This window comes from Thalassotalea sp. PS06 (assembly GCF_007197775.1).
In the GTDB taxonomy this organism is placed as follows: domain Bacteria; phylum Pseudomonadota; class Gammaproteobacteria; order Enterobacterales; family Alteromonadaceae; genus Thalassotalea_A.
Map to the genome: position 1 here is coordinate 195,878 of NZ_CP041638.1, position 14,122 is coordinate 209,999.

The 14,122-nt window shown below is 46.1% G+C and carries 15 protein-coding genes; 11 read left to right on the forward strand and 4 right to left on the reverse strand.

Translation table 11 applies throughout. The features are described from left to right. The first annotated feature begins 26 nt into the window (after positions 1-26). From gspG to FNC98_RS00900, 8 genes are read left to right on the forward strand one after another with little or no spacing between them, the layout of a single operon-like run. Positions 27-482 (forward strand): type II secretion system major pseudopilin GspG, encoded by a 456-nt coding sequence (gene gspG / locus FNC98_RS00865; protein ID WP_144035405.1) that lies wholly within the window; start codon positions 27-29, stop codon positions 480-482. Between the two features lie 37 nt (positions 483-519). Beyond that, entirely contained in the window at positions 520-1,095 is a 576-nt protein-coding gene (locus FNC98_RS00870) for a Tfp pilus assembly protein FimT/FimU (protein ID WP_143579487.1), read from the forward strand. Beyond that, entirely contained in the window at positions 1,082-1,465 is a 384-nt protein-coding gene (gene gspI / locus FNC98_RS00875) for a type II secretion system minor pseudopilin GspI (protein WP_143579488.1), read from the forward strand. Before FNC98_RS00870 ends, gspI begins: the two co-directional genes overlap by 14 nt. Further along, entirely contained in the window at positions 1,462-2,067 is a 606-nt protein-coding gene (gene gspJ / locus FNC98_RS00880; RefSeq protein WP_143579489.1) for a type II secretion system minor pseudopilin GspJ, read from the forward strand. The genes gspI and gspJ overlap by 4 nt, the downstream gene beginning before the upstream one ends. Next, the gene (gene gspK, locus FNC98_RS00885) at positions 2,064-3,188 is read left to right on the forward strand and encodes a type II secretion system minor pseudopilin GspK (protein WP_143579490.1); all 1,125 of its coding nucleotides are present in this window, start codon (positions 2,064-2,066) and stop codon (positions 3,186-3,188) included. The genes gspJ and gspK overlap by 4 nt, the downstream gene beginning before the upstream one ends. Further along, entirely contained in the window at positions 3,188-4,435 is a 1,248-nt protein-coding gene (gene gspL / locus FNC98_RS00890; RefSeq protein ID WP_143579491.1) for a type II secretion system protein GspL, read from the forward strand. The genes gspK and gspL overlap by 1 nt, the downstream gene beginning before the upstream one ends. After that, the gene (gene gspM, locus FNC98_RS00895; RefSeq protein WP_143579492.1) at positions 4,432-4,902 is read left to right on the forward strand and encodes a type II secretion system protein GspM; all 471 of its coding nucleotides are present in this window, start codon (positions 4,432-4,434) and stop codon (positions 4,900-4,902) included. The genes gspL and gspM overlap by 4 nt, the downstream gene beginning before the upstream one ends. Next, the gene (locus FNC98_RS00900) at positions 4,902-5,657 is read left to right on the forward strand and encodes a type II secretion system protein N (RefSeq protein ID WP_143579493.1); all 756 of its coding nucleotides are present in this window, start codon (positions 4,902-4,904) and stop codon (positions 5,655-5,657) included. The genes gspM and FNC98_RS00900 overlap by 1 nt, the downstream gene beginning before the upstream one ends. On the opposite strand, the gene FNC98_RS00905 is transcribed toward FNC98_RS00900, so the two are convergent. The 3 genes from FNC98_RS00905 to rsgA all read right to left on the reverse strand — a co-directional run bounded on the left by FNC98_RS00905 (position 5,654) and on the right by rsgA (position 8,386). After that, positions 5,654-6,403, reverse strand: coding sequence for a glycerophosphodiester phosphodiesterase (locus FNC98_RS00905; protein ID WP_143579494.1), 750 nt, complete (start codon positions 6,401-6,403; stop codon positions 5,654-5,656). The genes FNC98_RS00900 and FNC98_RS00905 overlap by 4 nt on opposite strands. Positions 6,404-6,415: 12 nt before the next feature. Next, positions 6,416-7,276 (reverse strand): archaetidylserine decarboxylase, encoded by an 861-nt coding sequence (gene asd / locus FNC98_RS00910; RefSeq protein WP_144035406.1) that lies wholly within the window; start codon positions 7,274-7,276, stop codon positions 6,416-6,418. A 78-nt stretch (positions 7,277-7,354) separates the two neighbouring features. Next, positions 7,355-8,386, reverse strand: coding sequence for a small ribosomal subunit biogenesis GTPase RsgA (gene rsgA / locus FNC98_RS00915; protein ID WP_143579495.1), 1,032 nt, complete (start codon positions 8,384-8,386; stop codon positions 7,355-7,357). A 165-nt stretch (positions 8,387-8,551) separates the two neighbouring features. Between rsgA and orn the strand changes: the two genes are divergently transcribed. Together orn and FNC98_RS00925 are read left to right on the forward strand one after the other, a co-directional pair. Then, entirely contained in the window at positions 8,552-9,100 is a 549-nt protein-coding gene (gene orn / locus FNC98_RS00920) for an oligoribonuclease (protein ID WP_143579496.1), read from the forward strand. Positions 9,101-9,264: 164 nt separating this feature from the next. Continuing rightward, positions 9,265-11,004 carry a hypothetical protein gene (locus FNC98_RS00925; protein WP_143579497.1) on the forward strand — a complete coding sequence of 580 codons (1,740 nt, stop codon included), beginning with the start codon at positions 9,265-9,267 and terminating at the stop codon, positions 11,002-11,004. A gap of 406 nt (positions 11,005-11,410) precedes the next feature. Here the strand turns inward: FNC98_RS00925 and queG are convergent, their stop codons facing one another. Next, positions 11,411-12,553, reverse strand: a complete 1,143-nt coding sequence (queG, locus tag FNC98_RS00930; protein ID WP_143579498.1) for a tRNA epoxyqueuosine(34) reductase QueG — start codon at positions 12,551-12,553, stop codon at positions 11,411-11,413. 10 nt (positions 12,554-12,563) lie between these two features. Between queG and FNC98_RS00935 the strand changes: the two genes are divergently transcribed. Beyond that, positions 12,564-14,054, forward strand: a complete 1,491-nt coding sequence (locus FNC98_RS00935; protein ID WP_221932908.1) for an NAD(P)H-hydrate dehydratase — start codon at positions 12,564-12,566, stop codon at positions 14,052-14,054. Positions 14,055-14,122: the final 68 nt, after the last annotated feature.

The following is a 14,122-nucleotide window of genomic DNA, read 5'->3' on the forward strand; positions in this document are numbered from 1 at the left end:
ATGGAATAGGTAGTAACATGAAACGTATGAGAAATATCAACAGCGTAAAGGGCTTTACGCTAATCGAAATCATGGTGGTAATCGTGATCCTTGGCATTCTGGCCGGATTAGTGGTTCCGAATATTATGGGGAATCTGGGTAAGGCAAACATTCAAAAAGCCATTTCTGACGTTAGCGCTCTGGAAAATGCCCTGAACATGTATAAAACCGACAACTATCGCTATCCAACGACTGACCAGGGATTAGAGGCTTTAGTAGAAGAATCTGATATTGATCCGGTTCCTCGTCGATTCCAGCCTGGTGGATACATCAACCGTTTACCGCAGGACCCTTGGGGTAACGAATACGTGCTAATCAGCCCGGGTGAGTTTGGTAAGTTTGATGTATTTAGCCCAGGTGAAGATGGTGAAGCAGGTACCGACGATGATATCGGTAACTGGAACCTTGAAGAGTGGCGTTCTGGTAAAGCTTCGGACGATTAAGCCAAAACATCACGTTTGCAATTGAGGAGATTAGAGAGTGCACCGGAGCGTTCGCGGCTTTACCTTATTGGAGCTGATCGCGGTAATTTTCGTTATCGGATTGGTGGCGGCCTTTCTAATCCCTAATCTGCGTGGCCAGGACTTTAGTAAAGATCTCGAGGTTCACGCAAAGCGGTTTGATTCTTTATTCACGCTTGCCGCAGAGTACGCGCTTCTCAACAACCTTGAATTAGGCTTGTTGGTTGAAGACAATTACTACGAGTTTTACGGTTTCGATGGGCAGCGTTGGCAACCCATGGAAGACCTGGACAAACTCGAGCGAGTTGAGTTCGAAGACCCTTACAGCATCAGTCTGAACCTCGAAGATTTACCCATTGAACCACAAATGGGCATCGATACCGAGGATTTCGAAGAGCGTCAGGAAGAGTTTTATCTTGATGAAGATGAAGAGCCAGTTTTCCCTCAGGTTTATATTCTCTCCGGCGGTGACATCACCCCATTTCAGCTAACCTTTACCTTTGACGATGGCTTTGAAGCACCAATCTATTTTGTCGTTAATGCCAGTTACACCTTACCACTAACCGTTGAGGGGCCTCTCGATGATTTGCCCTAATTCCCATCACCGTGGTTTTACCCTGATTGAAGTCATGATTGCCATGGCCATCTTTGCGATCGCCGGAACCGCGATAATCAAAGTTGCCAGCTCCAGTTTATTGGGCACCTCACGGATGGAAGAAAATACGGTTGCGCAATGGGTGGCTGCTAACCAATTGGTCGAAGCTTCCCTCGATCAGACCTGGCCGCCGAAGAAAAACCAACGCGGTGAAGTTGAGTTATTGGAACGAGAATGGCACTGGCGCCGGATTGTCGAAGAAACTCAGGACGAATCGATGCGGGCGATAACCATTGAGGTGAGATTAGATCCTGATGCTGAATACCCGTCAGCTCAGCTAATGACCTATGTCAGTCAGGTGAAAAAATGATAAAACAACGTGGTTTTACCTTGCTGGAAGTCATCCTCGCCATCGCTATTTTCGCCATGGTAGGGCTAACCAGTGCCACCATGTTTTCAACCATATTAAACACTCAGGAAAAGGTGGATGAGAAAAATACCCGGCTGGTTGAATTGCAGCGGGCGTTTTTGGTGATGGAACGTGACTTTTTGCAAATGACCAAACGTACGGTTCGCATTGAAGGTGAAGCACCGTTACAAGGATTTTTGCACAGCAATGAATCCACGTATTCGCGAAACACCCACGGAATTGCCTTTGTGCGCCAGGGCTGGTCGAACCCGGCATTGCTGTTACCCAGAAGTGATTTACAAGCCGTGGCGTATCAGCTGGAAGAAGAAACTTTAAATCGCTTACATCGGATATTCGTAGACTCCGTCGTTGGTGAAGAGCCGAAAGTAAGGCCATTAATCACTGGCGTGGAACAGGTTGATTTTGAATATTACTATCAGGACAAATGGGTCAGTGAATTAAATGGTGAAGAGTTACCTAAAGCTGTTGCCATTGAAATTGAACTTCAGGATTTGGGTTTGATCCGCCGGGAATTTTTAGTGCCGGGAGTGGGACAATTATGATCAGGCTCAGCAAACAACAGGGGGTTGCTCTGGTTATTGTTCTTTTGGTGATTGCAATGACTACCATCATTGCCACACAAATGAGCGGCACATTAATGTTTCAACAGCAACGCACCGAGAATCTGGAATCGAACCAACAGGCTTATTGGTATGCGATGGGCGCTGAAGCGTTTGCTAAAAGTGTGTTGTATGCCGATTTTCAGGAAAATAAAAAAGTCACTCATCTTGGTCAGCGCTGGGCGCTTGGAGAAACCCGTTTTCCGGTAGATCTGGGTGAAATCAGCGGTGAGATATTTGATCTCCAGGCCTGTTTGAATCTTAATGCCCTTGGGAATGAAGAAACGGCGAATAATAACAGCTCTGTCGAATCACCCGGCGCTAAACCTGAGGATGAAGCGAGGGAAGGTGCGGATGAAAGCGCGGGTGGCTCTGGTGGAGGCGCCTCTGAGCCGTCTGATGCTGATTCAGATCGAAGAACTGGCGGAAGCAAAAAAAATAGTGAACTGGCAAAAGGCGCTTTAAAGGAACTGATAATCTCATTGGAAGTGGATGGCATCGGCAATTTCGAAGCCGAATCTATGGTAGATGCTCTGGTTGACTGGCTTGACGAAGACAATTCCATTGTCAGTGCCGGCGGTGCCGAAGACGATGACTACGCATCAAAAGAATACCCCTATCTTGCCGCCAACAGTAAGTTAGCTTCAGTGAATGAACTGCGGATAATCGAGCATTTCACCCCGCAAGTGATTATTGCGCTGAAACCTTATGTCTGTGTGTTACCTAACTCAGATATGCATAAAATTAATATCAATACGTTAGATCCTGAAGATACTAAGTTGTTACAGGCTTTGTTAGGTGGTGCCGATGAAGGCACTGCGCAGGATATTTTGTCGGCTCGCCCTGAGGAAGGCTTCGAAACCATAGGCGCGTTCAGTAGTTTACCTGAGCTGGCAAACGTTAAGAATATAAATCAACTAAAACAACAATTTGTTATCGACAGCGATTACTTTAAGTTAACCACGAAAACCAGCTTCAATGGCAGCTATTTTACGTTAAACTCTACTTTTATGGTAACAAAAGACGAATTGGTTGTGGTTAACCGAAGTATCGGAGCACATTAATGAGAGAAACGCTACATATCAGGCTGGGAAGTCAGGAACAAGACCCAGTCTACTGGTTAATAACCGCACCGGGGCAGACCGATGAAATTGCCTCTGGCGTGCTGGCAACGGCCGACAACCTCACAGAACTGACAGAAAAAGCAGAAACCCGCGATGTTAACGTCCTGGTTAACAGCGCGGATGTTCGCCTCAAAGCATTGACCGTGCCGGGGAAAAATGACCGCGCTATTCGTCAGGCAACGCCTTACATGCTCGAAGAAGATTTAGTCGAGGACGTGGAAGACCTGTTCTTCGCGTATGCCACTAAGCCATCGGAATATCAGGGAGATGCCAACACCTTTGTTGCCATTGTTGCCCACAAACAGATAGAAACTTGGATATCCTGGTTACATAAAGCCGATATCAAATGTAAGTCTATGGTTCCGGATGTACTGGCGCTGCCACATCACGAAAACAGTTGGGTGTGCTTAAACATTGATGACCAATGGTTAGTGCGTCCGGATGCCTGGCTGGGCTTTGTGGTTGATCAGGACAACGTCGATTTGTTCTTACAACAATATGTGCAAAACCGTGATGAAGATGAAGCCGACATTCATATCCAGTCTTTTTCACAAATCGATGACTTTGATTCGGCAGCATTACCATCCGGTGTCGATATTGAATCTATGCCTCAGGAACTGCCAATGAAGTTATTGGCGGATTATTCATCTCAGTCTCGATTTAACTTGTTGCAAGGGCCATATCAATTTAAAGAAGAACGCTCGCCGATGGTACAGATGTACCTGAAGGTAGCAGCGGTTGCCGTTGTTGCGTTATTGATCAATATGTTGGTCAAAGGCATTGAAATCTATCAGAACAATGGCAAATATGAATTGTACTCTGAGCAAATTGAAACCGAGTACAAACAGGCTTTTGGTCAGAACCAGAAGGTTCGCATGTCAACGGTAAAACGTCAGATCAGTAGCAAAATCTCGGAACTTGGTGGCGCTGGAGGCGACGATAATTTATTAACCATGCTTGAAAAACTGCGCCCGGCATTTGTGAAAGTACCGACCATGAAGCCGGAATCAATGAAGTACGATGATAAGCGTCAGGAATTGCGAATTTCTGTGGTTGCCAACAACTACCAAGCGTTCGAACAGTTCAAGTCCGAGCTGGAAAAAGCCGATATGGATGTCACTACTGGTGCGCAGAACAATCAAGGGGACCAGGTCGTGGGTTCCTTTAATATCCGGAGTAAATCATGAACGAATGGTGGCAGGGCTTAAACCCACGAGAACAGAAAATGGTCGCCGGCTGCTCTGTGGTATTGGTATTGGCGTTATTTTGGTTTGGTCTGTGGCAGCCGTTAAATGATAACCTGGCGCGCTCGCAGGTAAAGGCTGACCAGCAACAGGAATTGTTGCACTGGGTTCATGAGAACCTGGCAAAGTATAAAGCACTCGAGAAAAAAGGCGGGGCTCGCCCGAGTAGCGGAAGTTTGTCTTCTGTGGTAAATCAGACGGCGCGACGTAATAAAATCGAAATTGCCCGGATGCAGCCACAGGGCGATAACCTTCAGGTCTGGGTTGATGAAGTAGCTTTTAACGATTTATTACACTGGCTAGAACAGTTACAGCTTCGCGAAGGCTTGGTTATTCAAGCCATTGATATCGTTAAAGGTGATGAACAGGGCACGGTGAAAGTAAGACGTTTGCAGGTAGGACGGGTGTAATGAGCATTAAAAAAGGAATGGGTTACGGCCTGGGATTTCTGGCCGTCTATCTGGTGTTCGTTATCGCCATGGCGCCAGCGAAGAAACTGGTAGCATTAATTGAATTGCCGCAAGATGTCGTGCTTCATGGTGTTGACGGTACCGTCTGGTCAGGAGAAGCGCAAAGCATGTCGACCAGCAATTATGAGATTAAAGATGTTGACTGGTCTTTAAGCCCTTTGTCTTTATTAACCATGTCACCAAGTGCCGACGTAAATTTCGGCCGTTCTCCGCGTATCGGCCCTACCGGTAATCTAACCATACGTAACGATCACCCTTATGTTGGCTTGCATGATGCCGACATAAAAATTGAAGCGGGAAGGATTGTTAATCTTGTAACCTTGCCTGTTGATATGACAGCAAGCGGTCTGGTTTCCGTGGATTTGCAAACCTTTATCACTGGCAAGGAAATCTGTACCGAAGTTGCAGGTGACATTACCTGGCAGCAGGCTAGTGTTAACGCCTTTGATGAAGAGGTAGCGCTTGGCGATTTCAAAGGTAAGCTCAGCTGTGAAAATAATTCGCTGGCCATAACCCTTGACCCGGATAATGATCTCGGTCTGGAGTTATCGGTTTATATCAGCCAGCGCGGCCGCATAGCAGCCCAGGGTTATTTAAAACCTGGTCCAAAGTTTCCAGAATCTGCTCGCCCGCTGTTGACCATGGGCTTTTTAGGTAAGAAAGATAACCAGGGCCGTTACCGTATTCGCATCTAGATATTCGAATTCGCCAACATTGGATTTAACTCAGGCACCTGCTGACTCTGCAGGTGCGCTATCTTTACCAGCGAACGGGTAGGGTAGTTACTAAAAATGCCATCGACACCCAGATGGTGCATCTCGACAATATCTTCTTCATTATCGACGGTATAAACGAAAACCTTCAAGCCCCGCTCGTGGGCATCATTTACAAACTCCTGATTCACAAAATCAATATCAATGTGCACGCTGTAGGCGTCCAGGCGTTTGGCGAAAGCTGCATAATCGAGAGGGCAACTGGCGGTCAATGCGCCGGTATTAACATGGCTATTCAGGGTTTTCAGCTCGAACAGCAAATGATGGTTAAAGGAGGATAAGAGAAACTGACTGGGCTGAAAATTCCACTTATCAAAGGCCTCATCCATGATTTTCATTAATGGGATCACGGTACGTTCAGCCTTCAGCTCAATGTTTACCAGACACTGACCGTTGATACATTCAAGTACTTCATTGAGGGTGGGAATGGCCTGACCTTTGCCGACATCGAAAGATTTGATTTGCGCCAGAGACAAATCGCGAATGCGTTTGATGGCTTTTGGCTGGTTCTTCAACCAACGGTCATGGGTGACTACTAGCTCGCCGTCAGCCAATAGGTGGACGTCCACCTCGATAGCGTCAACCTGCATGGCTAACGCTCGTTCGATGGCTAACAGAGTATTTTCTGGTTCATGACCACTGGCACCCCGATGCGCGAATACCAGCATAGTTCACCTCAACTATTTCACAATTTGTGCGTAAGGTTGCCCAAGTCGGGTCACCGTTTCCGGACCGGCGTCAGGCGTGAAATCAATCGTGTCTTTAGGGAATACACAAACTACGGTAGAGCCGAGTTTGAAACGTCCCATTTCCGCGCCTTTTTCAAGCACGATAGCGTCGTCGCCTTCGGCTGGATATTGCCAGCTGACGATGTCTTTTCCAGCTGGTGGTGTCACCGTACCAGCCCAAACGGTCTCGATGCTGGCAACAATGGTGGCGCCAACTAAAACCATCGCCATCGGTCCGATAGCGGTATCGAAGATAGCCACAACGCGCTCATTACGAGCGAATAGGTTTGGTACGTTTTGCGCTGTCAGCGGGTTCACTGAAAACAATTCACCTGGTACATAAATCATTTCTCTTAACGTACCTGCCATTGGCATATGGATACGGTGGTAGTCTTTTGGTGCCAGATAAATGGTAGAGAACTTACCTTGCTGGAACGGTTCTGCCGTACTTTCTTTACCACCTAGCAGAGTTTGCAAAGAATAGTTAAAGCCCTTTGCCTGGATAATCTGATCATCGACGATATCACCCTGCTGGCTGATTGCACCGTCCACCGGGTAACAGATTTCCTGTGCATCGGGATTGATAGGACGTAAACCGTCTTTTAGCTCCCGGGTGAAAAAGTCATTGAAGGTTTTGTAGTCTTCGGCATTTTCCAACTTTGCTTCTTTCATATCAATGCCATAGGCCTTGATGAATTGTTTGATTGCAAAGCGTGTAAAACCGCCAGCCTCTGCAGCGGCGAAATAACCCACCAAACGTGATAATCCATGTTTAGGCATGGCATACTGCAGGGCAATTTTTAAATTATCCAATGACACGAAAACTTTCCTTTATGTAGTGAACGCGCGGTCGTTACCCGGCGATACTGACTAATGCAATTATAGAAGCTATCACTGAAACCGTGAGGTAAGTTTATTACCATCCAGGCTTGCTAAAATCCGCTGATAGCTGGCGAATCGTACAGGATTGATCTGGCCTTCGTCAACGGCTGCAACTAACGCGCAACCGGGATCGCTTTGATGTTTACAATCTCGGAATTTGCAATGGCCAAAAAATGGTTGGAATTCGATGAATCCGGCATCTACCTGATCGGGTGTGAGATGCCATAAACCGAATTCCCGGATGCCCGGCGAATCAATTAAAGACCCTGAATTTTCAAGATGATACAAACGGGCAACGGTGGTGGTGTGTTGCCCCAGACCTGAATTATCGGACACCTGTTTGGTCAATAGATCCAACTCAGGCATTAAGGTATTTACTAAGGTTGACTTGCCGACACCGGATTGACCGACAAAGATGCTGGTACGCTGGACTAGTCGCTCGCGGATTTGCTCGATGCCATCGCCACTTTTGCTACTGACCCGAATCACCTGATAACCAATATCCTGATAAAGTTTAAGCTGCTCATCAATAAGCTGTTGCTCGTCTTCACTTGTGGTTAAATCCACTTTATTAAGGACGATTACAGGTTTAATACCAGTTAACTCGGTCGCTACCAGATAGCGATCGATAATATCCGGATTAAATACCGGCAAAATTGAAGAGACGATAAAAATCTGGTCGATATTGGCCGCGATAGGTTTTAGTCCATCATAGACATCAGGACGGGATAGTTCAGATTTACGTTCGTGAACCGCTTCAATCACTCCACTTACTGAATGTTGGGTTTCCTTGCCTAAGCGCCAGACCACCTCATCGCCGCAAACCAGGCTTTTTACCGTACGGCGAATATTGCAGCGGTAAATATTACCCTGTTGATCTTCGACATCAGCATGCTGACCAAAGCGAGATATTACCAATCCAGCCTGCTGCGCGCCCAGCTCGTCGTCTTGCCAATTAACTTTTTCATTCTTAAGCTTACTGGACAAGTTTGCCTTGATACGTCGATTCTGACCCTTGGTCAGTTTCTTGCGCTTAGCCACGGTAGTGTTTCATTTGATTGGCGATCCTGTTATCGAGTGGTTCCGAACAAATATTAATTATAAAAAATTTGGCGTATTATAGCCCCAGCGACGGCAGAATGCATCTGCGCATGGTAAACGCTTTGCTTGGCTATAGACGATTTCGAAAAATACATGGGAGTAATAATGAGTCTTATCGACGACAACAATTTGATCTGGTTGGATTTGGAAATGACAGGGTTAGATCCGAAACAAGATCAGATATTGGAAATTGCGACCATTGTTACTAACAGTGAGCTGGAAATTCTTGCCGAAGGTCCTGTGTTTGCCATCGGCCACAGCCAGGAAACCATGGATAATATGAACGAATGGTGTATCAAGCAACATGGTAAAAGTGGCTTGACCCAGCGTTGTCTTGATTCAAATGTCACCTTGGAACAAGCCTGGCAGCAAACGGAAGCCTTTTTGTCTAAATATGTTCCAGCCGGGAAATCACCGATGTGCGGAAATAGCATTGGCCAGGACCGTCGTTTTTTAAATGCTTATATGCCGGATTTTGAAGATTACTTTCATTATCGAAACCTTGATGTCAGTTCAATCAAAGAGTTAATTCGCCGCTGGCAACCAGATATTCTGAAAAAAGTCAGTAAAACCGGTACCCATCTGGCCCTTGATGATATTCGCGAGTCCATCGAAGAGCTGAAAGTTTACCGCCAACATGCTTTTAAAATATGACCAATAATTAGTCATTTACCATTAAACAGTTTATGGATAGACTAGCAATTATCCTTAGTCCCATATTGATTGCGTTCCCGGGTTAGTGGTTACCCCGAGGCTAAGGGTGTTTCAAAGTACGCCATGCTTACATGGCAAATAACAACAATAAATGGATGTAAGTTATGACTCAGCCGTTAAAATCCGTGACCATGCCATCGGGCATTTTTTCCAGAGCAGGGATCTATCTGGCACTTTTGCTTTCCTGCCTGGTGTTTTTTGTCGCTACCTCAAGTTGGTTATATCAACAGTTAGCACAACGAGCCGAGTACCTTCAAGAGCAGCAAATTCCATTTATTAAAAATAATGCCAAACTTCTTAATAAGCTCACCGAACTCGAATACCATCTGAGTCAGCAACAACTGGCTATCGCCCATCAGCAATTTAATCAACCTTTAGACGACCTGAGGGATTCATGGTCAGATATTGTTACCCTGACAAAGTCCCATATGGTTTGGCTGCAGGATCAGGTACGAAAAGATCAGGCCGGAGATATTCAACGACAATCTCAAAACTTTGTTGCCGATTATAATCAGTTTTCTTTGCTTGTAGATGAATTGCTTTTGGTCCGCCAGGCGAGAAATGGCCAGTATCAGGCTAACATTCGAACGTTAAGCGATATTATTAATCGCGTAGAAGAATTACGAAACCGTCAACAGTTGGCTCTGGATAAACAATCGACGGCGTTTGTCTCTGTAAATAACCGGGTAAATACCCAGTTAATTAACGATCAAATAAAGGCCGTTGAAGAAGTCGAGTTTTATCAATACTTGTATCAACAATTATTGTTAGTACAAGTGCGCATGAGCAACTTGTCATCATCTTTAGGGGATAATAATTTTAATGATGTCGCTGCCGATGTCGCGCAACGAGCCAGTTTAATCAGCCAGCATTTGAAAAAAGGACCAGAAGATAAAGCCTTTTCTCGGGTTTCTGGTGATATTGCAGAATTGATAAACCAGTTTATTGGTTCTGGTCAGCTGTTTGCTAAATGGCGTGATGAAGCTCAGGCCAGTAAGCTAGTGACCAATCGTTTGGGTAATTATCAGAAATTTCTGACGCAAACGGCAACATTGGTATCTTCAAAACAGTTTTTCGATCTACCTGAATTTTCGCTGACCGTTCCGTTAGTAAATATTACCGTTAGTGAATCGATGATGTTGCCAACCGGCTTTTTAATGATGGTAATTCTGCTTACCTTGAGTGCATTACTGGCATGGCGCATGTTGGTATTGGTGAAGCGCAGTTATTTCCAGGGCGCCGAGCACGGTTTTGATATGGCGAAAAATTCACTGCAACCTCAGTCCGGTGGCGATTCGGCAATATTCGATAAAGAAAAAGTGGCTTCGGTGATGGCGATGGAAACTAAGCCGGAAATTTTAGCCAATGAACTTGCCCTGATTGAACAACAGGCGATGGATGATGCGCAAGCCCTTGAGAGCCGTGCGGAACCTGCGGTAATAAGATCACTACCAGAAGTTAAACCTGAGCCGGAATCTATTCCTGAACCGGTATTGAGTTCAGAGCGAAACCCGCAAGTGATTATGGATATGGAAAAATTCAATCACTATCACGCCACTACAGAAATGGCTGCGACCATGCTTGACGATTACCTTGAGCGAAATCGCACCAACCTGCAGCGTTTACAGACCGCCTTTGAGGTAAATAACCTGTTGTTAGTTGCGAAAATCAACGAAGCGATTTTGCAGACCGCGAAAATCCTGTTCGCACCAAGGTTGATTCGTGTTTGCCAAATCTTACGCCAGTATTGCCATGAGAAAGAGTTCGATAACGCGCAAAGCTTAATGCCGGCAATAGAACAAGCGATGGACGAAATTAACGCCCACGCTGAACGTAGTTTGTAGAATTCGTTGTTCTTTTGGGTCGCAGAGGGCGGGTTAGAGTCGTTGAACCTCTCACTTTCTTTCTGTTTTGCGCCATCATCCCACTAAGTCTTTGAGTGGGATCTCATGTCGCGTGCTGTGGTTTCATTTATTTCAACTTTTCAAACAGCTAAGTAAACAAGTCTCAGGAAATCGAAAGGAGGTCCCAGCCAATAACATGCTGGGAAGACGGAGTAAATAAATGGGATAGCGTATGACGCTAGCTGGCCTTTAGAGTCGTTCAATCAAGTTCAATTTTTAGCCCAAAAGCGAGATTACGGCCGTCGCCGCAATGACGAATTTCGACAGCGTCCTCTTCGACGCAGTCCTCACCGACAGCGTCTTCTTCGACGCAGTCCTCTCTCCTAAGTCGAATTGTCCGCTTCCCTCAAGCATCCCTTGGTAATCCCTTTTCAATGCTTCTGACCAGGCGCTCTTTATTTCGTAATCCAACTTCTACCGCTTGAACACTTGCCCGTTGCTGTTTAAGGGCCCACTCGATATGCTCTTGTACCATCGGCGTTGTATCGGGGTAACGGTTTTCCAGTGCGCTAATGATTTCGTCACTGGGTTTAGCGTTACCTAAGGCAACGGCTAAATTTCGTTGCCAGCATTCATAACCAATTCGCCTTATAGGAGAACCCTGAAGGTTTTTATCAAAGGTATTTTCATCCCAACTGAACAAATCCAGCAAGGTGATTTCATCTAAATTTTGCCTTGGCTGAAAATCGGCTTCCGCACTGAGATTCGCGAAACGATTCCAGGGACAGATTAACTGGCAATCGTCACAACCATAGATACGGTTGCCCATTAATGAGCGAAACTCTTGAGGAATTGCCGTTCTTAATTCAATCGTTAAATAGGAAATGCAGCGTCTGGCATCGACAACATAAGGAGCGACAATGGCATCCGTAGGGCATATTTTGATGCAGGCAACGCAGCTACCGCATTTTTCTGGTAGAGGCTCGTCGATGGGTAATGGAATGTCGACCAGCAATTCGCCGAGAAAAAACCAGGATCCGGCATCCTGATCTAATAACAGGCTGTGTTTTCCTATCCAGCCAAGGCCGGCTTTTGCCGCTAAAGGCCGTTCCAGAACCGGAGCTGAATCAACGAAGGGCCGAAAATTAAGAGAAGCGCAGTATTGTTTGATGCGCTCTCCCAATTGCTTCAATCTTTGTCTCAATAATTTGTGGTAATCCCGGCCTAGCGCATAGCGACTGACATAAGCATGATCCCTTTGTTTTAATATCTTGGCGAATTTTGCATTACCAGGCAGGTAATCCATACGGGCACTGATGACCCTCAAGGTACCCGGCAATAGTTCGTTGGCGCGGGCACGCATCATGCCATGACGAGCCATGTAATCCATATCACCGTGGTAGTGGTTGTCTAACCATTGTTGTAAAGCGGGTTCTTCACCAGTTAAATCTGGTTCGCAAATTCCTACTTTTGCGAAACCCAGCTCTTTTCCCCAAAGCTTGATTTTTTCTGTCAGTTCGGGATAGTTAACGTCAGAACTTTGTTCCATGGACGAAATCATGTTGCCAGTAAATATTAACCACAGCATACCACATCGGGCCTTTCGCGCCGAAACCGTTCGCGATCATGAATTATCGATAGCCGCTAAGCTAGATGTGTTATCGATGCAATTGATGCAATATGCCGGCGAAGCGGCATTTAACTTACTGAAAAGCCGTTATCCCAAGGCGCAAACGGTTCTGGTGGTTTGTGGAAGTGGAAATAATGCCGGTGATGGATTGGTACTCGCAAGGCTAGCGCTGGAAGAGAGCATGCATGTATATGTGCATAGCGTCAGCAACCCCGAACGTTATCAAGGAGATGCGCAAAAAGCCTGTCAGCAGTTTATCGACCAGGGTGGCCAGTTTCACAAATTTAATGACATAGATTTAAGCCGTATCGATGTCATTGTTGATGGATTGTTGGGTACCGGACTTACGGGTAATGTTCGCGATAATTATCGTTATGTGATTGAACTGGTAAATCAGTTACCGCCACCCATCCTTGCTCTGGATATTCCTTCAGGCCTTAACGCCGATACCGGCATGCCAATGGGGTGCGCGATAAATGCGGATGCCACGGTAACCTTTGTTGCCATGAAACAAGGGTTGTTAACTGGTTTGGCAGTTGATCATTGTGGAAAAATCTTCATTGCCGGATTGGGAATACGCGAGGAATTTGAGCAGGCTTATGATGATAAGGTTTCGGTAATTGCTGATGATACCTTGCCACATTTATTGCGACGATTGGGAAGCAGTCATAAAGGAAACACCGGGCGGTTACTTTTTGCCGGCGGCAACCTGGCGACTCCCGGGGCCATTAAAATTGCTGCAGAAGCCGGATTAAGGTGTGGTGCCGGCTTGGTAAGTGTTGCCTGTCATCCCAATAACACCACTAGTCTTGCTGCCGGGCGGCCCGAGCTAATGTTGGTGGTCGATTTTAAAGAGCAACTGACCCAACAATTATCCGCTGTCGATAGCATAGTACTTGGGCCGGGCCTGGGGCTTGATGACTGGGCTCAGGAACTGTTTGATAAAGTACTGGCTTGTGATAAACCCATGGTCGTCGATGGTGACGGCTTAACCTTACTGGCGAAACAGCCTAAATCCAGAAGCAACTGGGTTCTAACTCCGCATCCCAAAGAGGCAGCGCGCCTGTTAAACACCTCGGTTGCAGAAATCATGCGCGATCGTTTTGAAGCGGTGAAATCCATCGCCCTAAAATATGGTGGCATTTGTATTCTCAAAGGTGCTGGTACTTTGGTTAGTGATGGTGAAAGGGTGTTCATTAATACATCTGGTAATCCAGGGATGGCAAGTGGCGGTATGGGCGATCTCCTGACTGGCATCCTGGCTTCATTACGCTTACAATCTACGACAATTGCCGATGCCTGTTGCACCGGAGTATATCTCCATGGAAAGGCGGCAGATATTGCCCAAGAAGAAGGGGAAAAAGGCATGCTTGCCACAGACCTCCTTCCTATCCTTCGTAAATTAGTAAACCAGTATTAACGATGAACTTTTTACCGAAAAAGGCATCAGAAAAATTGATAAGGTGCTATCCAGTGCCTTGTGAGAAA

What these genes read in the sequence shown, in the direction of transcription:
- FNC98_RS00905 (WP_143579494.1), bottom strand. Translation starts at nt 6,403, where the DNA reads ATGCTGGTATTCGCGCATCGGGGTGCCAGTGGTCATGAACCAGAAAAT.
- gspM (WP_143579492.1), top strand. Translation starts at nt 4,432, where the DNA reads ATGAACGAATGGTGGCAGGGCTTAAACCCACGAGAACAGAAAATGGTC.
- gspJ (WP_143579489.1), top strand. Translation starts at nt 1,462, where the DNA reads ATGATAAAACAACGTGGTTTTACCTTGCTGGAAGTCATCCTCGCCATC.
- gspG (WP_144035405.1), top strand. Translation starts at nt 27, where the DNA reads ATGAGAAATATCAACAGCGTAAAGGGCTTTACGCTAATCGAAATCATG.
- FNC98_RS00925 (WP_143579497.1), top strand. Translation starts at nt 9,265, where the DNA reads ATGACTCAGCCGTTAAAATCCGTGACCATGCCATCGGGCATTTTTTCC.
- gspK (WP_143579490.1), top strand. Translation starts at nt 2,064, where the DNA reads ATGATCAGGCTCAGCAAACAACAGGGGGTTGCTCTGGTTATTGTTCTT.
- orn (WP_143579496.1), top strand. Translation starts at nt 8,552, where the DNA reads ATGAGTCTTATCGACGACAACAATTTGATCTGGTTGGATTTGGAAATG.
- queG (WP_143579498.1), bottom strand. Translation starts at nt 12,553, where the DNA reads ATGGAACAAAGTTCTGACGTTAACTATCCCGAACTGACAGAAAAAATC.
- FNC98_RS00935 (WP_221932908.1), top strand. Translation starts at nt 12,564, where the DNA reads ATGTTGCCAGTAAATATTAACCACAGCATACCACATCGGGCCTTTCGC.
- gspI (WP_143579488.1), top strand. Translation starts at nt 1,082, where the DNA reads ATGATTTGCCCTAATTCCCATCACCGTGGTTTTACCCTGATTGAAGTC.
- gspL (WP_143579491.1), top strand. Translation starts at nt 3,188, where the DNA reads ATGAGAGAAACGCTACATATCAGGCTGGGAAGTCAGGAACAAGACCCA.
- FNC98_RS00900 (WP_143579493.1), top strand. Translation starts at nt 4,902, where the DNA reads ATGAGCATTAAAAAAGGAATGGGTTACGGCCTGGGATTTCTGGCCGTC.